Source organism: Sphingorhabdus contaminans, from assembly GCF_007280415.1.
Lineage (GTDB): Bacteria > Pseudomonadota > Alphaproteobacteria > Sphingomonadales > Sphingomonadaceae > Sphingorhabdus_B > Sphingorhabdus_B contaminans.
The window spans coordinates 1,200,890-1,221,850 of sequence record NZ_VKKU01000002.1; the positions used below are offsets into that span (position 1 = coordinate 1,200,890).

The window sequence follows — 20,961 nt, forward strand, 5'->3', positions numbered from 1 at the left end:
CCGGCAGCCGGCCCAGCCGAAATCCCCTGAAATCCAACATTAAAAGTCAGCACACTGCACCTACATTTTCGCATAGTGAAACAATGTTTACAAACATAGTAACACTATTTATGCTCAGGCGGAATCTGGAATGGGCAACCAATCACCGCACCCCTCGTGCGCGCCCTTTCGTGCAGATCGAACGCGACACGATGGAGAATTGAAAATGTTGATGAAGAAAAAAGCCCTTCTGGCCACCGCACTGACCAGTGCAAGTCTGGCTGCCCTTGCTGTGCCGACATCGGCGTGGGCGCAGGCCACGCCGAACACAACGGCCGATTGTGCGGAGGCAATTGAAAGCACGGGTACCAATACGGCCGCTACGCAAGTTGACGCCAATGGCGACCCAATCCTTGATCCGGTAACAGGCGATCCGCTGCTGGTTGCGACGGACGGTGTCATTCCGAGTTCAACTCAATGTGGCGTCAACTCTCAGGCATCGGGTAATGGCGCGACTGCGGTTGGAAGTTTTGCGATTGCCGAAAAGGAACTGTCGACCGCTATTGGTTTTAACTCATTTGCTGGTGAAGCAAATGCGGTTGCTGTTGGGTCTGATACTTTTGTTGAGGCAACGGGTGGGACGGCCATAGGTGCTGGGGCCACGGTAAATGCGGGTGCTGACGATGCGGTAGCGATTGGTAGTGGTTCGGTCGCGATTGACCCCCTTACCGTATCATTCGGTCGCGAAGAAGATTTGACCGATCCTCTCAATCCGATACCTCAGGTTACGCGGCGATTGACCAATGTTGCGGCGGGTCAGACCGCTACCGATGCGGTGAACGTCGGTCAGTTGATACAAGGATTGAATGCGGTTTCTGCAGGAGTCAATCCGCTGATCGACATTGATACTACCACCCTGCCCAACGCTGCGTCAGCGAGTTTGGGTTCGGACGCAATCGCCTTTGGATCGGGTTCAACGGCGTCTGGATCGAAATCAATTGCGTTTGGCTTTGATACCGATGCGATAGGTAGCAATAGCGTTGTAATCGGGACTGAAGGTTTCACTGGCACAAGCGCAGCGAACTCGGTCGCTCTCGGCAGAGGATCGGTTGCGCTCGATGCAAATGTTGTTTCTGTCGGTTCAGGTAATGCCGCCGATGCTGCTACATTTCAGTTCCGCAAAATCGTCAACGTCGCCAACGGCACCGCCGCAAATGACGCGGTGAACAAGGGGCAGTTGGATGAAAGCTTTACCACTGCGAATACCAATCTTCTTGGCGTTATCGACAGTAAACTGACCGCTACAAACGCAACACTTACCGGCGTGATTGACGGCCGATTTAGCACCACAAACACCGCATTTTCCGATGCTGTAGAAGCTGTCGTGGGGACTTTAGGCGTCGGCGGGGCGGGGAATGCCTTTGTAGATGTAAATCCAAACGCTGGTGCTGCGGATGCGGACGCCTCGGTTGCGGGCAGCGTCGCAATTGGCGGCGCTGCGAAGGCAACGGCGGCCAACACGGTGGCCTTGGGTGAAGGGTCGGTAGCTGATGTTGCTGATACCGTTTCGGTCGGTAACGCGACGTTGAAGCGCAAGATCGTCAATGTTGCGAACGGATCTGCTGACTCTGACGCTGCAAACATCGGTCAATTAAATGCCGCGACCGCCGTCAACAAATTTGTCGGTGTAAATGCGACCAATTTCACCGCCAGCAGCCTTGTGGGCACCGACGCTGTGGCCTTGGGTGCCGGAACCAACGCGGCTGGATTGCGCTCGGTTGCTATTGGTAGCGGGTCAGTTACGGCAGCGGGTGACACGGATGTGGTATCCTTCGGACGTGCTGCCGATGCGACTGCCGGGATCACGGCCATTACCCGCCGCCTGACCAATGTCGCGGCGGGTACCGCGGCGACGGACGCGGTGAACAAGGGGCAGTTGGATGGCAGCTTTGTTGCGTCCAACACTGCGCTTACTGGTGTGATTGACGGCCGGTTGAATTCCTCGAATACGACGCTTGTGGGCGTCATTGATGGTCGCCTGACCTCGGCAAATACGGCACTTGTTGATTTGATCAGAAGCACCGCAGGTGGTGCTGGTGGGGTTGCTGGATTGGCTGTCGACATTAATGGCTTTACCGCACCCGTGGCTGGCCGTGACAGTGCTGTCGCGATCGGTGGCGACGCGAAGGCAACAGGTAGTTCAGGTATCGCTATTGGTCTTTTTTCTGAAGCTAGCGCGATTGCGACGTTAGCTGTGGGCGCGGATTCTGGTGCGTCTGGCCTCCAATCCATTGCATTCGGAACGTCGTCTCGTTCGACCGGCTCTGAATCAATTGCAATCGGAAGAGAAGCGCGTGCGTCAAATGCAAATTCGATTGCGCTAGGCGCGCATTCAGTCGCTCAAGAGGATAATGTTGTTTCAGTGGGGTCAGGTAAAGCTGCTGATGCCGCTACCTTCCAAACCCGTAAAATCGTCAATGTCAAAGCGGGTACAGCCGCCACCGACGCCACCAATTTGGGTCAGGTGAACGCCCTGATTGCCGATGCTACCAAAAACCTTTCCGCTGGCGGAAGCCTCTTTGTGGCCGTTAATACTCAGGGTGCCGCAGCAAGTGCGACTGGAGCTACGAGTGTCGCCATAGGGGGCGGTGCACGCGCCACTGCGGAACGCAGTGTAGCTATAGGTGAAAATGCGGTCGGCAATGGTAGTGGGGCAACGGCATTGGGCCAAGAATCTAACGCCAACGCAGATCGCACTATTGCAATCGGTGCGGGCTCCGGTGCATTTAACTCCAGTTCAATCGCTATTGGAACGGCGGCCAGGGCACTTAATGGCGGTCTGGTGTTGGGAGATGCTGCTAACGCTGGTTTTACCGGGTCAATTGCCATTGGCACGGAATCGGCAACGACTGAGGCAGACACGGTGTCGTTCGGTAACGCGTCCAAAAAACGTCGCGTCACGAACATTGCCGACGCAAAGGACGCCAATGATGCCGTCACCTTGGGTCAGGTGAACACCCTGATCGCAAATGCCGGTGTTGGCGGCGGTGCGGGCGGCGGCGTAGTCGTTCCCGGCAGCGTCTTTGTGGCGGTTAAGGAAGTCCCGGGTGCGGCTCCAGCCAACGCAGCGGTTGCCGGTACGGTTGCTCTTGGCGGTGCGTCCAATGCCAACTCGGCAGGTGCGGTGGCGATTGGTGAAGGATCCAAGGCGTTGGCAGCCAATTCTTCGGCCTTGGGTGCGGGTGCAACCGTGCAACTGGCCGCCGATAACAGCGTCGCGCTTGGTGCCGGGTCCATTGCAACCGAAGCCAATACAGTGTCCATCGGTAATGGTGTAAACAATGATCCGCTAAAAACGCGCAGGCTTGTCAATCTTAGCGACGGCGTTGCGGGAACTGATGCGGTAAACGTTAACCAGCTGAACGCCGTTAAAAACCTTCTTACTGCGGGCGGTGTCGGCAATGGCTTCCTAGCGATCGATTCAGCGGCAAATGCCAACGCCGCAAACGCGGCCGGCGCCGGTTCATTGGCGCTTGGCGGTAATTCGCAAGCCCTTGCTGCAAATGCGGTGGCGGTGGGTAATGGCGCAATTGCAAAGGACGGTGCAGCCGTTTCTATCGGTCTTGGCAACACGGCATCAGGAAACGGCGCGGTCGCTATCGGTGACCCCAACACGGCAACTGGACAGGGTGCGGTTGCACTGGGCTTCACCAATACCGCAACTGGCCTTGCGGCTGTTGCTTTGGGTTCGGAGAGCCAAGCCGTTGGTGATAGCGCCTTTGCGCAAGGTAACAAGGCGAAGGCTCTGGGCTTTTCGGCCCTGGCATTGGGTGATAGTGCAATCGCAGAGCTCCAAAACCCAACGCAAAACTCACCGGAAACCTTCGCGGCGGCCAATATCGCAATTGGCCGTGGTGCCAAGGCTACGGCGCAGACCACTATCGCTATCGGTAATGGTGCGGTTGCGGATGCGGAGGACGCAACCGTGCTCGGCGACAAATCCCGCGCGGCATTCCACGCCACCGCAATCGGCGGCGAAGTTGTGGCAAGTGCAGCAGGTGCGCAAGCCTTTGGCTGGCAGACCAACGCCACAGGCGTCCGCTCGACTGCTGTCGGCTTCCGCGCCAATGCGTTGGCGGATGGCGCCATGGCTGTGGGTGCGAATGCTAGGGTTGCGGACGGCCATACCAACAGCACGGCCATCGGTATCGGCGCAACCACATCGCGGGCTGATCAGCTTGTCCTTGGACGCGCTGCCGGTGTTGCCAATGGCGTACCGTTCCGCGGAACATCGGTAACGATTGCCGACATCGCGGCCAGCACCGCAGCACAATCAGGTCCCACCGATGTCATGACTGTTGATGCATTCGGCACCATCGGACGTGATCCGTCGATCCGGAATACATTGTCGAACTTGGGCGGCCAGATTTCCAATCTGCAAAAAGGTCAGGAAGAGTTGTTCGATCTGGTCAGCTTCAATCGCAAGGAAGCGCGGCGCGGTATCGCGGCGGCATCGGCGATGACCGCGGCACCCATGCCATCGGAACCGGGCCGCACATCATTCGTTGCCGGCACCGCATTCTACCGGGGTGAGGGTGCGTTCAGCATGTCGTTCAACCACCGTCTGGACCTCGACATTCCGGTCGCATTTGGTGGCGGCTTCGCCCATTCCGGTGGCAAAGACACCGTGGTTCGCGCCCATGTCGCGACGGAGTTCTAAGGAAAGCTCGTAAACGCGCCGGGGCAGCTTAAATCGCTGCCCCGGTATTCAAGTATCTTGAAAACAACAAATTTTATAAATAGCAATGCAATGTTTACAAACATAGCAATACTATTTATAACTAGGCCGATTCTGGAATGGGCAACAATCACCGCACCCCGGTGCGCGCCTGCATTGCAAATTGAATATGACATATGGAGAATTTATAATGTTGATGAAGAAAAAAGCCCTTTTGGCTACCGCGCTCGTTAGCGCGGGTTTTAGCGCGTGGATCATGCCTGAAACGGCATGGGCATCACCTGTAAAAAACACCACCCCTGAATGCCAGGTCGGCGCGGACACCGTTGCAGGAACGCTGACTGACTCCACTGTTTGTGGTGTCGACGCGGAAGCCGGAGCCATACGCGCAACGGCTGTAGGTGACGATGCTTCGGCTCTGGGACTGAGTTCAACGGCGGTTGGACAAAATTCTAGTGCAGAGGCCGATACATCAGTTGCCATTGGCGCCAATTCCAATGCTCGAGGTATAAGTAGCACGGTGATTGGTAACAATGCTGCCGCAAACTTTGATTTTAGCATGGCCATCGGGAGGAGCGCAAACGCGGATGAAATCAGCGCTATCGCAATCGGTTTTCAGGCCGGTGCAAATAAGTCCAATGCTCTTGCGGTGGGTACGAAAGCCAAAGCACAGGGAGATTTCTCTGTGACGTTGGGTGCAGAAGCAGAGGTTGGAGGTGGCAATAGCCATTCGGTTGCGCTCGGCTTTGGTTCGTTGGTTCCCGGTGGAGCTGGTTTGGATAATGTCGTATCGATAGGGTCGGGCAATAGCTCGGACAGCTTTGCCACGCGCCGCATCATCAATGTTACGGCCGGTGTCGGCGACAATGACGCGGTAAATGTCGGCCAGTTGAAGGGTAGCTTTGCTGCTACCAACACAGATCTCGTAGGTGTCATTGATGGTCGGATTAACCTTTTGGGCGTTGGTGGATCGGGCAACGCTTTTGTCGATGTGAATCCGGTTGTTGTTGGCGGCGTTCCGTCTGCGGCAGCAGATGCTTCTGTCGAGGGCAGCGTCGCGATCGGCGGTGCCGCAACAGCTTCGGCGGCCAATGCGGTTGCCTTGGGTGAAGGTTCTGTAGCTGATGCAGTTGATACCGTTTCGGTTGGTAACGCCACTTTGAAGCGCAAGATTGTCAATCTCGCAGATGGTACAGCGAATTCAGATGCGGCGACTGTAGGCCAGTTGAACGGTAGTTTTGCCAATACCAACACGGCGCTGGTTAACGTCATTAATGGTCAGTTTACTGCTTCGAATGCAACCCTGGTAGGCGTCATTGATGGTCGTCTGACGTCCGCGAATACGGCACTTGTGGATCTGATCCGGACCACTGCCGGCGGTGCAGGCGGCGTTGCTGTTCCCGGCAGTGTTTTTGTTGCGGTCAAGGAAGTTGCCGGTGCGGCGGCTGCAAACGCTGCGGCTGCAGGTTCACTCGCCCTCGGCGGCAACTCCAAGGCCTTGGACGCGGGGACTGTGGCGGTCGGTGAAGGCGCCAACGCGGCCTTGGCCGGCGCTACCGCAATAGGCTCGCAAGCTTCAGCCGAGTTAACAAACAGCACCGCCATTGGTGCTGGAGCAAAGGTAACTGCGACGGCCGAAAATAGTGTCGCCCTTGGCGCTGGTTCAATTGCTACCGAAGCGAACATGGTTTCCATCGGCTCGGGCAAGGCAGGGGATGCCTTTGCAACGCGTCGGCTTACCAATGTCACAGCAGGGGTCGCAGACACCGATGCTGTCAATGCTGGCCAGTTGAATGCCGTTAAAAATGACCTCAAATTGGCAACAGATGACATTGGCATTCTGAAAAACGATGTTTTGGCACTCAAAAATGTTGCCAGCACTGGCGCTTCTGTTGGCGGATTCCTCGCGGTAAAACCCGCCACCGGCGCTGCTGCCGCGGTTGCGGATAAAGATGGCGCCATCGCGCTAGGCGGTAATGCGGTTGCTGCTACCGAAAATGCGGTTGCAATCGGAACGGGTGCAACGGCAAAGGATGGTGCGGCTGTTTCGATTGGCCTTGGTAACACGGCATCGGGCAATGGTGCGGTTGCTATCGGTGATCCCAACACGGCGACTGGTCAGGGTGCCGTTGCACTGGGCTTCACCAATACCGCAACCGGCCTTGCGGCTGTTGCTTTGGGTTCCCAAAGCGAAGCGACGGGATCGAGCGCATTTGCGCAAGGTAGCAGAACCAGTGCACTAGGCTTTTCGGCTATCGCTTTGGGCGACGGCGCACGCGCCGCTTTGGACAAGCCAACAACACCGCCTAACACGCCGCCAGAAGACTTTGCTTCTTCGAATATTGCCATCGGTCGGGCAGCGCAGGCAATCGCTCAGACGACGATTGCCATTGGTAATGGTGCCATTGCGGATGCGGAAGATGCAACGGTTGTAGGCGATAAGTCGTTTGCAGCGTTTCATGCAACTGCCATTGGTGGTGAAGTTCGTGCAGAAGGCCGTGGTTCGCAAGCCTTCGGCTGGCAGACTAACGCCCGAGGCACTGCATCTACAGCACTTGGATTCCGTGCCAATGCTAATGCTGACGGGTCGATGGCTGTCGGTGCAAACACCCTTGTGGATATTGCGCACGTTAACAGCACAGCAATCGGTACAGGCGCGAAGACTTCGCGCGCAGACCAGTTGGTTTTGGGCCGTGCCGCTGGAGTTTCAGGAAATGGTACGCCGTTCAAAGGCACCTCGGTCACCATCGCCGATATCGCCGCCAGCACGGCTGCACAATCGGGTCCGACCGATGTCATGACTGTCGACGCATCCGGCACTATCGGACGCGATCCGTCGATCCGTGCTTCGATTGCTTCGTTGAACACTTTGACGGCGAAGCATACCGCCGACATCGCAACGCTGTTCGATCTGAATGATGAAAACCGTCGTCAGATTGGCAAGGCGAATGAAGGTGTGGCAATGGGCCTGGCAATGGAAACGCCGGCACTTCCCGCAGATGCCAAGTTCGGCCTTTCGGGCGGTGTAGGTTATTATAACAACGCATCGGCCGCCTCGATGGCAGCGACCGCTCGCGTATCTGAAAAGGCGACGATCTCGGCCGGCCTCGGCGTTGGCTTCGAAACTGGCGAAGTCGGTGCACGCGGCGGCTTCCAAGTCGTTTGGTAATCTGAATATTCGGCCCGGGGAATGGTTCCGGGCCGAATATAGGCAATAGCAGCTCGCGCAATGTCCCACTTCGGAAAAGGGCTTATTTACTAAGTCGGAGCGGGAATGCCGGGAGCTTTGAAGCCGGAGCCGGGGATCGAGGCTCCGGCTTCTTCATGCTTAGATCGCAAAAGAGTTGCCAAATCTACAGTAACATTGTATCACTATTTAAGAGCGTGCCGAGCGGATGATTCTTTCTACTTGCTTCTGGCCGTTACGAATTCGGGTTGTGTAACCCTGCGGAGCGAAACTGAAGTGACCCAATTTACAAGCGACGAATGCCGGAAACATCGCCGGAGAACGGCCTTTGCATCGGTTGCCTATCGGGTAGCTTTGCTGACCCTGATCTACACAGTTTCATTATTTAGCTTCGCATCGCTTGGTCTGGCGCAGACATCTGCCCCGCAAGCGTACCCGCAGACGGTGGCGCCGCAAAATCCACTTTCGACAGTTCCCGTTCCTGGGGAGCTGGAGTTGGCAAAGTTGATATGGGGTACAATCGCAGCGGTGGATAATGCGAACCAATCGGGCAATTATTCGGTGTTGCGGGACCTTTCGGCAACCGGCTTTCAAATCAACAATAATCCGGCGCGTTTGGCAGAGATATTTTCGACCCTACGCGCCAGCAATATCGATCTGTCCAACGCTCTGCTGGTGGCTCCATCCTATACCGCCCCTCCGCAAATGGTGCAGCCCGACGTTCTCTATCTCAGGGGCTATTTCGGCATTCGTCCCACATCGGTCGAATTCGAACTATATTATCAGTGGATGGCCGGCAAATGGCGTCTCTACGGCGTGTCGATCGTTCCTTTGCAAGTTGCTGGCGTCGCCCCGCCACAACAGGCCCGCCCCGCACCTGCGCCTGTTACTGCGCCGGAAAAGAAACGAAACCGCTGATCTTTGCACAGCAAACTAGCCCGGGGATCGTAACCTTTTGACGCGGGAAAACAGACCGGGGCTGGAAAAAGGTTCGAACATTTGGTCGGCACTTTCGGGGTCCAGCGCCGCATTTTCAGCGATCACTTTTTCCGCATCGGTAAGCTCCGGGATATTGAGCCGCACAAGACGCCGACCATTGCCTTTGGCCGTATCGATAATGTGCCGCATGGTCTTGCCCTGTTCGAGAAGCTGAAGCACCTTTTCTTCTGACAAACCACAATGCTCTGCCAACAAAGATGCGCGCATCGACCGGATTGTCGGGCCGGCGCTTGCATTGCCGGGGCGGGTGGTGTCGATGAAAATATCGCATTCGCTATCCAGGCCCAACGAACGGTTATTCATATTGGCAGACCCAATCCGTAATATCTCGTCATCGACAATCATCAGCTTTGCATGAACATAGATAGGCTCACCCTGCTTGGTGTGCGGAACATAGATACAAAACCGGTCTTTCGGGTCGTGCTTCCCTATGGCGCGCAACAATTGCGCGCGAGCGCCGTCCATGGCTTTTTGCTCCAGCCACCCGTCAGCGGTTTCCGGGTTGACGAGGACAATTTCGGGCGGGTCCGGCTCCACCATGCGCTTGGCAATTGCGTCTGCAATCTTTGGCGAGGCAAAATACTGGTTTTCCGCATAGATGAACTTCTTCGCTCGGGCGATCTGTTCAAGAAACAGTTGCTGGATCTCCCGGATTTCGGTGGCCCCTTTATATTCTGCGCGGGTGCGGGCAATTCCTACTTCAACAAATTGATATTCTGCCTCAAGAAATTCGGGCCATGGCGAGGCAGCATTAGCGGGGCAAGGCTCCATGGGGTCGCCACCTGCGACTTCCCATCGCGCCCGGCTGAGGACGGCGAGTGCAGCAGCCGCATCGCCCTCAACCAGCATCGTTGTATCATGCCAAGGACCATAAAGCTTCCCGTTCGGACGCTTGCGCCGTGGGTCGCTGTCAATATGCTCAGGCGTGTCCCAGCGGTCTGCGGTCATGTCGATGCCGCCGCATGCGGCCATCTTGTCATCAATGACGACGATTTTTTGGTGATGGCTGCAACCAACAGGATGGGCACTGTCGAGTTTAAACTGGATTTGCTTGTGCATCGCCCATTTGGCGACATCCACCATGGCCGATCCGCGCGTGACCAGTTTCAGTGCTCCAAAATTCCATTTGAGCAGCTTGATTTCCAGTCCCGGAGTCCGATCGGCCAGCCACAATATGAAATCACCAAGCCGTTTGGGCGGGTCGCCTTTTTTTCGACGGCTACGGCTCAAATCGATTCGAGTATCGAAGTCCCAGCCAATCAGCATGATGCGGTGCTTGGCATTCATCATGGCGGCTTGGATTATTTCATAATAGGGTGCTGCGTCGACAACAGCATGCGCCCGCGTCGCTTTCGCATGGCACCAGATGCTCGGACTTTCGGACATGTCGGGGGTCATGTGGTCTCCTGTCCCTTTCTATATCAGCGGCATTTGATTTGACGACAAAAAGCTGACTCCACATTCACGAAAAAGGTGATATGGAACAAAACATGAACATAATGACGATTCATCCTTCACCCTCATCCGGCAGGACGGGGCTGCAGTACCAATCGGAGAAGACGCAAAGACTTCTGCCGATTGGTGCGCCTTTGGTGGACCAGCGGCTGCAAGGGGGAATCGCACAGGATGGTTTGCATGAATTTTTCGCGGCCGATCATAGCGATGCAACTGCCGCTGCGGCCTTTGCCATGCTTATGGCGTTACGCCTGCCTGAGACAGCAACGCATATTCTGTGGGTTTCGGGAGATAAGGAAAGGCAGGCTTCGGGACGGCTTTATGCAGCAGGTCTTGCGCAAATGGGCGCAGATCCCGCCCGTCTGTTAATGGTTCAGGCGCCGGACGTACGCGACGCCTTGCGCGCTGCTGCTGATGGAATCCGTTCAAAGGCAGCAGGCGCCGTCATATTGGAGGCGCAAGGTCATGCCCGGTTGATCGACCTGACATCAACACGGCGCTTGGTCCTGGCCGCACGTGAGGCCGGAGTCCTGGCGCTGCTGGTGCGAGGCGATGCGGTTCCCATGCCCAGCGCGGCTATCACCCGCTGGCAAGTCCGGTCTGCACCATCGCTACCCCTACCCGGCAACGTGCCCGGCTTTGCAACATTCGACATCAATTTGCTGCGCCACCGCGGTGGCATTGCGCCTTTTGCGGCAAGAGTGACCTGGGATCATGGAGACAAAATCTTTCACGACGCGCCGTTATCTGGCGGTCTTTCTGCCAGTTCTGCCGGCGGAACGACTGATCCGGAGTTGCGGAGACAAAGCGCCTGACGTTCCTTTTGCGCTGATTGAAAAGCAGCGCGGGGCCATGCGGCTTGTCGCCTGTGATACGGCTGCACTTGGCCTGGGCATGACGCCCGGTATGGCGCTTGCCGATGCGCGGGCACGTGTCCCCGATTTAGCGGTATTTGACCATGATCCGCAGGCGGATAGACAGTTGCTTGAATGGCTTGCAGATGGATGTGAGCGGTATACCCCCAGTTGTGCATTGGATCCGCCGCAAGGTCTGATTTTGGATATTAGCGGTTGCGCACATATATTCGGCGGCACCGAGGCGGCGCTTGCACGGGATTTGAAAATGCGGATGCGGCACCATGGCCTAACCGCGCGTGTCGCTTTGGGTGCGACACCGGATAGTGCGCGGGCCAAGGCCAGATTTGGTGTGCGAACCATAAACGCATTGCCAGTACGGGCGCTGGATTGCGACGCAAAGGTGCATAACGCTTTAGAGCGGGCGGGACTGAAAACTATCGGAGACCTCGCAGGGCGTCCGCGCGCCGCCTTTGCGGCGCGCTTCGGTAAAGATTGTGGACGCAGACTGGCGCGCTTGTTGGAGGAGGAGGATCCCCGCATTACGCCGCGCCGGGCCGTCCCGGTCATCCGAGTGACGCTCAATTTTGCAGAACCAGTGGCGCGCACGCAGGATGTAATGGCGGCGATCACCCATCTGGCACAGCAAGGCGCCATCCTGTTGCAGGAACGTGGGGAAGGTGGCCGGCGGTTCGAAATATCCCTGTTCCGAAGTGACGGTCATGTTGCGCGGCTTGCTGTGGATACCGGCACCCCGACGCGTGATGCAGCTTTGCTCGACCGGTTGTTTGGAGAGCGGATTGACACATTGTCCGATCCGCTCGACCCGGGATTTGGGTATGACATGATCCACATGACCGTCCCGCGCAGCGAATCTTTGGTTCCTGTGCAGGCAGGTCTTGAATCCAAGGTGGATATAAAGGCGGAAAAAGCTGCGCTCACCGACCGGTTGAGCGTGCGTCTTGGGCCGGAGCGTATCCGTCATTTTCACACGGGCAACAGTCACATTCCCGAACGCGCAGCTTTTGAACGGCCTGCGCAGGCCGGACTGCCATCGACGTCATGGGCCACACCCCAGATGCAGGAACCGCAAATGAGGCCTTTTCGTCTTTTTGACCCGCCGCAGCCTGTTGAGGTGACGGCGCTTCTGCCTGACGGACCGCCACGCCAGTTTCGTTGGCGGCGGCATGTTCATCTCGTCCATTCTGTAGAGGGGCCTGAACGTATCGTCGCTGAATGGTGGCGACGTCCGGCGGGGCATGAACCAGGAAAAGGTGGACCGACCCGCGACTATTACCGGGTGGAGGATAGTGAAGGCCGCCGTTTCTGGCTGTTCCGGCACGGGCTATATGGAGAAACAGGCGATCCGCGCTGGTATCTGCACGGGCTGTTCGCATGAACTATGCAGAGTTGGTCGCGGCGACCCATTATTCCTTTTTGCGCGGCGCTTCTTCTCCGGCGGATATGGTGTTGCAGGCAGCTGCACTTGGTATGAATGCGCTAGGTATAGCCGACCGCAACAGTGTGGCAGGTGTCGTGCGCGCATGGAGTGCGGCAAAAGCTGCGCGCGCCCAATCGCTATTGCCTCAGGGGTTCCGGCTTGTAACTGGTGCCAGGCTGGTTTTTGCCGACGGGACGCCGGATATTGTTGCCTATCCACGCACGCGCCTGGGATGGGGGCGGCTTACCCGGCTTTTGACGACCGGGAACATGCGGTCGAAAAAGGGGGGCTGCATCCTGTATTTCGATGATCTGGCTGCCCATGCGCAGGATATACTTTTCATTCTGCTGCCTGTCTCCACGGCGCAGCAAAGCACACCGCAGGACAGGCCCGTTCATTACGACCATCATGATGGTAGCGAAGGGTTACGCCTGGTCGAGCCAACACCGCAGGGGATCGAAAATGTTTTATCGCGCTTGAAAAAATGCGCGCCCGACCGGGTCTGGCTGGGCGTGTCCATGCATCTGCGGGGAAGCGACAGGCGGCAGTTTGAACAATCGCGCCTTTTGTCCGAGCGCTTGGGGGTGCCTTTGCTCGCCACTAATGATGTGCTTTATGCAGAAAACCGAAACCGGCCGTTGCATGATATTCTGACCGCAATATCCATCGGGATCCCTGTGGCACAGGCAGGTGTCCAATTGCACAGCAATGCGGAGCGGTATCTCAAATCGCCCGACCAAATGGCCGATCTATTCGCACATTGTCCAGAAGCCATTGCCGAAACGTCCCGCCTGTTGCGGCAAATCTCATTTGATCTGGCGGAGTTGGGTTACGAATATCCGCATGAGCCTGTGCCGGAAGGCTGGGATGCTCAAGGCTGGCTGGAGCATCTGGTCATGACAGAGGCGCAGCGTCGCCATCCCGATGGATTGCCGCCCAAATTGGTGAAGATGCTGAAGGAGGAATTCCAGCTTGTTCGGCAGAAGAATTATGCGCCTTATTTTCTAACGGTCCACGACATCGTTCAATTTGCCCGCACGCAAGACCCCCCAATTCTGTGCCAGGGCAGGGGCTCTGCAGCCAATTCGGTGATCTGTTATTTGTTGGGGATCACTTCGGTCGATCCTGTTGCCAACAATCTGCTCTTCTCGCGCTTTTTGTCGGAAGAACGGGACGAGCCGCCCGACATAGATGTGGATTTCGAACATGAGCGCCGCGAAGAGGTCATGCAATATATCTATCAGCGCTACAAACGTCACCGCGCAGCCATTGCTGCCACCGTGATCCATTATCGACCGCGCAGTGCGGTACGCGAGGTTGGCAAGGCACTGGGATTGACTGAAGATGTGACGGCGCGTCTGGCGGGTACAATATGGGGTAGTTTCGGGCGGGAACTGCCCGAAGAGCGGCTGGTGGAGGCGGGATTTGATCCGGCCAATCCGCAAATTGCCCAACTGCATGCGCTGGTCGGCCAGCTACTCGATTTTCCCCGGCATCTTTCGCAACATGTCGGCGGTTTTGTCCTCACCGAAAATCGTCTGGATGAAACTGTTCCCATACATAATGGCGCCATGGAGGATCGTACTTTCATCGAATGGGACAAGGACGACATCGCTGCACTCAACCTTTTAAAGGTCGATATATTGGCGCTTGGGATGCTGACCTGTATCCGCAAAAGTCTCGACCTCATTCGGGAAAATGGATTGGGTGACTATCGCCTAGACAATATCCCTGCCGAGGATCCGGCGGTTTACCAAATGCTGCAAAAGGGAGACAGTATCGGCACCTTTCAGGTGGAAAGTCGCGCGCAGATCAACATGCTGCCCCGGTTGAAGCCTAAGGAGTTTTATGACCTGGTTATTCAGGTTGCAATTGTCCGCCCCGGACCAATTGAGGGGGATATGGTTCACCCCTATCTGCGCCGCCGCAACAAGGAAGAGCCTGTGGATTTCCCGGCACCTGCCCCGCCACATGACCCCCGGGAACTGTACGACATTCTTCATCGCACCTGTGGCGTGCCGCTGTTTCAGGAACAGGCCATGAAACTGGCCATGGTTGCTGCGGCTTTCACCCCCGACGAAGCCAATGGATTGCGCCGTGCAATGGCGACCTTCCGCAATGTCGGCACAATGCCGGATTATCGCGACAAGATGATAGAGGGCATGGTGCGTCGTGGATATGAGCGCGATTTTGCCGAACGTTGCTACAAGCAGATCGAAGGGTTTGGCAGTTATGGCTTTCCGGAAAGCCACGCGCAGGCCTTTGCCCATCTGGTCTATATTTCGTCCTGGCTGAAATGCCATCACCCCGCCATTTTCACAGCCGCTCTGCTCAATTCGCAGCCCATGGGTTTCTACGCACCCGCACAATTAGTGCAGGACGCGCGGGCGCATGGGGTGGAGGTTCGGCCGATCGACGTTAACTTCAGCCAATGGGACAACAGCATCGAAGGCGGTAGCTTGCGGCTAGGACTGAGGCAGATCGACAGTTTTCGACAGGATTGGGCAAGAGCGATTGTTGCGGCACGGCCCTTTGCCTCTATGGAGGAGCTCGCGCATAAGGCAGCCTTGCCGTCGCATGGTTTGCATTTGTTGGCCGATGCCGATGCGCTGCGTTCCTTAGGGCTCGACCGGCGTGCCGCCGGATGGGAGGCGCGGCGGACACCGTCGGACCAGCTACCCCTTTTTGCCGCAGCGGATGCGCGGGAACTGGCGCAAGAGAAGGACGCACGCTTGCCCGAAATGCCGATGTGCGAGCATGTCGCTGCGGATTATCAGATGACGAGGTTGTCGCTAAAAGGTCATCCAATGCAGTTCCTGCGCTCGGTATTCGCGCGCGAGGGAATATTAAGCTGTGCCGACACTGACAAGGCGCGGCACGGTTCTCGGGTGAAGACTGCCGGGGTCGTGTTGACACGGCAGCGGCCCGGAAAGGGCAATGCCATTTTCATTACAATCGAAGACGAGACGGGCATTATCAACGCCCTGCTATGGGCACGTTTGTTCGAGCGGCAGAGGCGCGCTGTCATGGGCGCACGCCTCATGGTGATTGAAGGGGAAGTGCAACGGAGCAAGGAGGGCGTTGTACATCTGATGGCGACAACGATCACGGACCGGACGCATGAACTGGATCGCCTTTCCGAAGAACATGACCCCACTGTCCCGCTCAGCCGCTCGGATGAATTTACCCGGCCAGTTGCGCCCCGCCACGGGCACCCACGCGATGTCCGCATCCTGCCGAGATCACGGGATTTTCATTAGGCCGTTGACTTTTTTTCCATTCAGCGTTGCAAAACATGGCCTCTGAATTACGCGGCGTCCTTCGCCGCGCGCCGCGCAGCGAGTTCGGCGACTGACCTTGCGCGCATGAAAGGATTGGTTGCCTTTTCGAGTGCGATGGTCGTCGGCACAGTTGGTTCTCCCCGATCGCGCAAGACGACAACTTCTTCCATACGCTGTGCCAAAGCCGTGTTGTCCGGCTCCACGGTGAGAGCGAACCGGCCATTGCTCAAAGTATATTCATGAGCGCAATAGATATCGGTTTCGTCGCCGAGCGCTTCCAATGCACGCATATTGTTAAACATCTGCTCCGCTGTACCTTCAAACAAGCGTCCGCAACCCATCGCAAAAAGAGTGTCGCCAACAAATGCGGCCTTCTCATCGGCAAAATGAAAGGCGATATGGCCTGCCGTATGCGCAGGTACATGAATAACATGCGCCGTCACCTCGCCCAGGCGCACAGCATCGCCGCCCTTTACCTGCACATCCAATGTCGGAATACGTTCCGCTTCGGCAGCGGGTCCTGTGATTGTACAACCGGTGACCTCTTTGATCTCGGCATTGCCGCCGGTGTGGTCGGGGTGCCAGTGGGTGTTCCAGATCTGCGAAATCTTCCAGCCGAGCTCTTCCGCTTTTTCCAGAACCGGTGGCGCAACGGCAGGGTCGACAACCATGGTTTCGCCGCTCATCGGTTCGTGCACTAGCCAGACATAGTTATCGGACAATACCGGAACGCGAACAATCTCCAATGCCATCACCAGCTCCCGACATTTGGCATGCTTGCCCATGGCTCTGCAGGTTCCAAATGGCCTTCCTGCAAAAGTTCAATCGAAATGCCATCCGGTGTGCGAACAAAGGCCATATGGCCATCGCGCGGCGGACGGTTGATGGTGACGCCTGCATCCATCAATCGCTGACAGGTCGCGTAGATATCATCGACCCGATAGGCCAAATGACCAAAGTTCCGTCCGCCGTTATAATCTTCTGCGGGGCTACCATCGGCAGGTGGCCAGTTATAGGTCAACTCGACCTCCGCAATACCGTCCTGGCCGGGGGCGGCGAGGAAGATGAGCGTGAAGCGTCCTGCTTCGCTGTCAAAGCGTCGTACTTCCTCCAGTCCGATCAATTTAAAAAAGGCGACAGTCGCTTCAGGGTCGGTAACACGGATCATTGTGTGAAGATATTTCGTCGCCATGATAACTCCATTCATCTCTATTAAGGCACGGTTCATCGCCATTGCGATAGCAGACAGTGCAGCGGGTCGACGCAACAGATGGACCTTGACAGTATCCGGCGCAAGGGGCGCACAGGACCGCAGGGCAGAATTTTCTAGGATCAGATCATGGATAGTGAAAATGACGATGTAAAAGGATCGGGCTGGCTCGGCAGGCTGACCGCCAATCAGGGTAAGGCATGGCTAGCGGGCACGGCGCTTTTGGCAACGGGTCTGGTCGCCGGTGGCTATCTGATGGGCGATGGACTGGTGCGGATGAAGCAGTCCGACCGTGCGGTAACTGTCCGCGGGCTTGCTGAGCGTGATGTCACCGCTGACCTTGCCACATGGACAATCGCTTATTCGGCAAAGGCGGGCGATTTGCAATCAGCGCAGGCAAAAGTCGACGGCGACACAAAGGCAATCCGCAGCTTCTTCAACAGCCTCGGCTTTGATGCCGATGCCCTGCAGCCAACGGGCGCAAATGTCTCTCAATATAATGAAAATGGCATTCCTACCTACACGGTAAAGCAGCGACTGTCTTTGCGTACAACCGACATCAAAAAGGCCGAAGCTGCGGTAAAGCGGCAATTTGATCTGGTCAAAAGTGGTGTCGAGCTAGAGGAGGGTTCCGGCATGGCCTACACCTTCACAAAGCTGAATGACATCAAACCGGAAATGATTGCCCAGGCTACAAAAGATGCGCGCAAGTCAGCCGAGCAGTTCGCAAAGGACAGTGGAACCGGCGTCGGCAGCATCAAATCGGCCACCCAAGGATATTTCGAGGTTACCGCCCGCGATGGCGACAGCGCCGGTGGCTGGGGTGTTTCCGATTCCCCTTATAAAAAGGTCCGGGTTGTCACGACCGTCGAATATTATCTCGACTGACCATCCTTTGGCGGTGCTGTGGATGACCCCAGCGCCGCTAATTGGGCCCTTGCACTGTCGGCTTGGCGGCTTTTGGGTGCGATTGCAATTACCTGCTCCCACTGCTTCCGGGCACTGGTTTCGTCACCTGCCGCAATCGCGATATTACCCACTTCCAGCGCAACGGCCGGGTCGCGCGGGCTAAGGGGGGCCGCTGTCTGGATAAACGCCAAAGCGTCGGGCAACTTATTTTCCCGCCGCGCCAACGTTGCGGAAAGGAGCCAAGCGATACCGTTTTCAGGTGCCAGACCCCGAGCAGCGGTTAGAGCCGCTTCGGCTTCTCGATTCCGGTTTAATCCGACTAGCGTCCGTGCCCGGTCAATTTCAATATCTGCCCTCTCAGACGGAGACAACGGCGCGGTCGCCCGAGCTTTGTCTAATGCATTCAGTGCGACATCTAGTTCGCCAATCGCAATTGCAGCATTTCCTGCCTGCGCCCAGAAACGTGCGGCACGACCGTCCTTTTTTGCTTCTGCGCCTAGCGCCGCTTCGGACAGAAGCGGTATAGCAAGATCGAACTTAAAATCAGTTGCAAGCGCATATCCATGACAGGCGCGCGCCAAGTAACCGCCGTCCTTCCGTGTCCATTCACTCGCCTGTGCCACACCGGACGGAGCATCGATCTCCGCCTGTTTGATGCACTCGCTAAATTGCACTTCATCAATCGTCGGAAGAGACCCGTCGGATGCGGGAACGGCGGATTGAAAAAGGAAAAGAGGTAGCAGTATCATTGATATTCCAAGATGCCAGCACGGGCAAATTTATGCGTCAGAGTTTTGCAACCACATCGATCAGCAGGGCGATATCCTGATCGCGCGAAAGACGGTGGTCGCCATCCTTTACCAAAAGCGTCTGCACATCGGCTGAACAAAGACCCGCCGCGAGCTTAAGCGAAATTTCCCACGGAACATCGGGATCCTGCTGTCCATGGATAAGCCGCACAGGGCAGTGGATCGCGATGTTATCTGTCAGTCGGAGATTATCTTGTCCGGACCTCCAAAAATCGTGAGTAATGACCATAGGCTCATAACCATAATCACTCGGACGTTCGATACGTCCGCTCTCGATCACAGCAGCCTTATCGGCGGCGTCAAAATCCCAATCGGTAAAATCGGGTGCGGCCGCAATACCTACAAGTGCACGGACTTGGTCACCAAGTGCTTCCGCTACCAAAAGCATTAGCCATCCGCCCATGGACGACCCGATGAGAATGATAGGCCCTGTGACGACTGCAGCGATGACCGCGCAAACATCGTCCCGCCAGACACCAAGGGTTCCCGATTCAAATTCCCCGCCACTCTCACCGCAACCGGAATAGTCCAATCGCAATATGGCGCGACCCTGAGCTTGTGCCCATGTGGCAAGCGCCTGTGCTTTGCCGCCCTGCATATCGGACATGTAGCCGGGTAAAAATACGATTGTCGGCCCCTCGCCATTTAGATGGCGATAGGCAAGGCGGGTGCCGTCCGGACGGTCTAGGAACTGGGCAGGCGGTTCGACCAGTGTCAAATCACCCAATCAACGGTCAAAGTCTGCGCAACGTCCTGCCCCTTCGCCCGGCGCTGTTCGACCATGATCGTGTTGAGACGTTTGACCGTATCGCTCCCGGACGTGATGCACATGCCCGGAATAACGGCGTGAACAAGAGCCTTCATACCACCCCAGATCATCGCGAAACCGAAGCGACTTGCAACGCCGAAATGCTCCAGATAATTTTCATCTACGCTTTTTGGGTGATCAATGAACAGGCGGCGAAACATGGTCGGGACGGTCTCCTTTCACATGCCATAGCGCAGCGTCATTCAAAATCAAAGCCGAAGCCGGATTTCGCTTTGCGGTCTTGCGTGCACATGGTCTTAAGTTCGGTCCACTCGGTGGCGGTCAAGGCAGGCTTATAATTCTTGCCTTTGACTATGCTCTTTTCAAAGGCTTTCTTACGTTCGCGCGACAAAGGATGGCTCGACATATAACCGGCGATTCCCTGTCCATTGTCTCCACTCCTTGCGCTGCCGTCCAATTCCGACAATCGTTCAAAAAAGGAGGCTGTGCCAACAGGTGAGATATCTGCCTTGCCGAGCGCTTTCATTGAATGTGCGTCGGCTTCAGCTTCGGATTCTCGACTGTAACTCATCGCCAGCATATTGTTTACAAGCGCGCCGCTGTTTCCGTCCACGCCGCCAAGCACAACCGCAAGGCCCATCTGCCGCAACAGCGCCTGCATCACATGCTTTTCGCGCACATGCCCGATTTCGTGGGCCAAGACTCCGGCAACTTCATCGGGCGACCGGGCTTGTTTCACCAGACCGTCGAACAAAATCACCTTGCCACCGGGCAAGGCCACGGCATTGATCATGTCGATCTTGGCAACCTCGACCTGTAAATCTTGCGGGTTGGAATCGAGCGAACTGACCAGCTTTTTCAGGGCAGCGTCCCCTGCGGGCGTACTGCAGAAGCGTCCACCAAAATCACCTACAAGCGCATCGCCCAGTTTCTTGTCCACGCTGGATGGAATGAGCGGCGCCAGCCATTGGGGACTGAGCAGGACGACCGCAATTGCGGCAGCACTGGCCAGCGTGAAGGCAATGGTCGCCTTGCCAAGGCCCAGCCGGTCAACCCACCCGCCATATTTGCGGTGCGCAGGTAGCAGTTCGGACAATTCGGTTGGAACTGGGCCCGACAACATAAGCCGCCAGCCGTCAACATCGGCAAGGCCGTAAACATCGACATTCTCTTTGCGGGTTACATATTCGACATCGGAGAAGGAAAAAGGACCATGTCGCCTTTCGTTTTCGAGCAGGAAGAATTGCCGCCCTATGGTCTGGATTTCCACCTTCCGGCGCACGGCGCTTCGCCCGTCATAATGCCAGACATTGAAAAACGTATCCATCGG

At 56.6% G+C, this 20,961-nt stretch carries 14 protein-coding genes; 7 read left to right on the forward strand and 7 right to left on the reverse strand.

Going from position 1 to position 20,961, the window contains the following annotated elements:
- The first annotated feature begins 205 nt into the window (after positions 1-205).
- From FOM92_RS14085 to FOM92_RS14100, 3 genes are all read left to right on the forward strand, one after another.
- Positions 206-4,699, forward strand: coding sequence for a beta strand repeat-containing protein (locus tag FOM92_RS14085; protein ID WP_170226899.1), 4,494 nt, complete (start codon positions 206-208; stop codon positions 4,697-4,699).
- Positions 4,700-4,907: 208 nt separating this feature from the next.
- Entirely contained in the window at positions 4,908-7,886 is a 2,979-nt protein-coding gene (locus tag FOM92_RS14095; protein ID WP_170226900.1) for a YadA-like family protein, read from the forward strand.
- 294 nt (positions 7,887-8,180) lie between these two features.
- Positions 8,181-8,822: a hypothetical protein gene (locus tag FOM92_RS14100; protein WP_143777453.1), complete on the forward strand. Its 642-nt coding sequence runs from the start codon at positions 8,181-8,183 to the stop codon at positions 8,820-8,822.
- 15 nt (positions 8,823-8,837) lie between these two features.
- Here the strand turns inward: FOM92_RS14100 and FOM92_RS14105 are convergent, their stop codons facing one another.
- Positions 8,838-10,301, reverse strand: coding sequence for a phospholipase D-like domain-containing protein (locus FOM92_RS14105; protein ID WP_143777454.1), 1,464 nt, complete (start codon positions 10,299-10,301; stop codon positions 8,838-8,840).
- 92 nt (positions 10,302-10,393) lie between these two features.
- On the opposite strand from FOM92_RS14105, the gene FOM92_RS14110 reads away from it, so the two are divergent.
- The 3 genes from FOM92_RS14110 to FOM92_RS14120 are packed head-to-tail and all read left to right on the forward strand — an operon-like array spanning position 10,394 to position 15,913.
- Positions 10,394-11,173 carry an ImuA family protein gene (locus tag FOM92_RS14110; protein ID WP_143777455.1) on the forward strand — a complete coding sequence of 260 codons (780 nt, stop codon included), beginning with the start codon at positions 10,394-10,396 and terminating at the stop codon, positions 11,171-11,173.
- Positions 11,073-12,611, forward strand: a complete 1,539-nt coding sequence (locus FOM92_RS14115) for a Y-family DNA polymerase (RefSeq protein WP_143777456.1) — start codon at positions 11,073-11,075, stop codon at positions 12,609-12,611. Before FOM92_RS14110 ends, FOM92_RS14115 begins: the two co-directional genes overlap by 101 nt.
- Positions 12,608-15,913, forward strand: coding sequence for an error-prone DNA polymerase (locus tag FOM92_RS14120; RefSeq protein ID WP_143777457.1), 3,306 nt, complete (start codon positions 12,608-12,610; stop codon positions 15,911-15,913). Before FOM92_RS14115 ends, FOM92_RS14120 begins: the two co-directional genes overlap by 4 nt.
- Positions 15,914-15,960: 47 nt before the next feature.
- On the opposite strand, the gene gloB is transcribed toward FOM92_RS14120, so the two are convergent.
- Both gloB and FOM92_RS14130 read right to left on the reverse strand, forming a co-directional pair.
- Positions 15,961-16,686 (reverse strand): hydroxyacylglutathione hydrolase, encoded by a 726-nt coding sequence (gene gloB, locus FOM92_RS14125; protein ID WP_143777458.1) that lies wholly within the window; start codon positions 16,684-16,686, stop codon positions 15,961-15,963.
- Entirely contained in the window at positions 16,686-17,126 is a 441-nt protein-coding gene (locus FOM92_RS14130; protein WP_143777459.1) for a VOC family protein, read from the reverse strand. Before FOM92_RS14130 ends, gloB begins: the two co-directional genes overlap by 1 nt.
- A gap of 147 nt (positions 17,127-17,273) precedes the next feature.
- Between FOM92_RS14130 and FOM92_RS14135 the strand changes: the two genes are divergently transcribed.
- Positions 17,274-18,032 carry an SIMPL domain-containing protein gene (locus FOM92_RS14135; RefSeq protein WP_143777460.1) on the forward strand — a complete coding sequence of 253 codons (759 nt, stop codon included), beginning with the start codon at positions 17,274-17,276 and terminating at the stop codon, positions 18,030-18,032.
- Here the strand turns inward: FOM92_RS14135 and FOM92_RS14140 are convergent.
- From FOM92_RS14140 to FOM92_RS14155, 4 genes are read right to left on the reverse strand one after another with little or no spacing between them, the layout of a single operon-like run.
- Positions 18,020-18,802 (reverse strand): tetratricopeptide repeat protein, encoded by a 783-nt coding sequence (locus FOM92_RS14140; protein ID WP_143777461.1) that lies wholly within the window; start codon positions 18,800-18,802, stop codon positions 18,020-18,022. The two genes, FOM92_RS14135 and FOM92_RS14140, sit on opposite strands and share 13 nt — an antisense overlap.
- A gap of 37 nt (positions 18,803-18,839) precedes the next feature.
- Positions 18,840-19,589 carry an alpha/beta hydrolase gene (locus tag FOM92_RS14145; protein WP_143777462.1) on the reverse strand — a complete coding sequence of 250 codons (750 nt, stop codon included), beginning with the start codon at positions 19,587-19,589 and terminating at the stop codon, positions 18,840-18,842.
- Positions 19,577-19,831, reverse strand: a complete 255-nt coding sequence (locus FOM92_RS14150) for a DUF6356 family protein (RefSeq protein ID WP_143777463.1) — start codon at positions 19,829-19,831, stop codon at positions 19,577-19,579. Before FOM92_RS14150 ends, FOM92_RS14145 begins: the two co-directional genes overlap by 13 nt.
- A 38-nt stretch (positions 19,832-19,869) precedes the next feature.
- On the reverse strand, positions 19,870-20,958 hold the full coding sequence (locus FOM92_RS14155) for a M48 family metallopeptidase (RefSeq protein ID WP_143777464.1): 1,089 nt from the start codon (positions 20,956-20,958) through the stop codon (positions 19,870-19,872).
- Positions 20,959-20,961: the final 3 nt, after the last annotated feature.

Bases quoted from the DNA above. Each gene is read 5' to 3' on its own strand.
- FOM92_RS14085 (WP_170226899.1), top strand. From the start codon at position 206: ATGTTGATGAAGAAAAAAGCCCTTCTGGCCACCGCACTGACCAGTGCA.
- FOM92_RS14095 (WP_170226900.1), top strand. From the start codon at position 4,908: ATGTTGATGAAGAAAAAAGCCCTTTTGGCTACCGCGCTCGTTAGCGCG.
- FOM92_RS14105 (WP_143777454.1), bottom strand. From the start codon at position 10,301: ATGACCCCCGACATGTCCGAAAGTCCGAGCATCTGGTGCCATGCGAAA.
- FOM92_RS14110 (WP_143777455.1), top strand. From the start codon at position 10,394: ATGAACATAATGACGATTCATCCTTCACCCTCATCCGGCAGGACGGGG.
- FOM92_RS14115 (WP_143777456.1), top strand. From the start codon at position 11,073: ATGGAGACAAAATCTTTCACGACGCGCCGTTATCTGGCGGTCTTTCTG.
- FOM92_RS14120 (WP_143777457.1), top strand. From the start codon at position 12,608: ATGAACTATGCAGAGTTGGTCGCGGCGACCCATTATTCCTTTTTGCGC.
- gloB (WP_143777458.1), bottom strand. From the start codon at position 16,686: ATGGCATTGGAGATTGTTCGCGTTCCGGTATTGTCCGATAACTATGTC.
- FOM92_RS14130 (WP_143777459.1), bottom strand. From the start codon at position 17,126: ATGGCGACGAAATATCTTCACACAATGATCCGTGTTACCGACCCTGAA.
- FOM92_RS14135 (WP_143777460.1), top strand. From the start codon at position 17,274: ATGGATAGTGAAAATGACGATGTAAAAGGATCGGGCTGGCTCGGCAGG.
- FOM92_RS14140 (WP_143777461.1), bottom strand. From the start codon at position 18,802: ATGATACTGCTACCTCTTTTCCTTTTTCAATCCGCCGTTCCCGCATCC.
- FOM92_RS14150 (WP_143777463.1), bottom strand. From the start codon at position 19,831: ATGTTTCGCCGCCTGTTCATTGATCACCCAAAAAGCGTAGATGAAAAT.
- FOM92_RS14155 (WP_143777464.1), bottom strand. From the start codon at position 20,958: ATGGATACGTTTTTCAATGTCTGGCATTATGACGGGCGAAGCGCCGTG.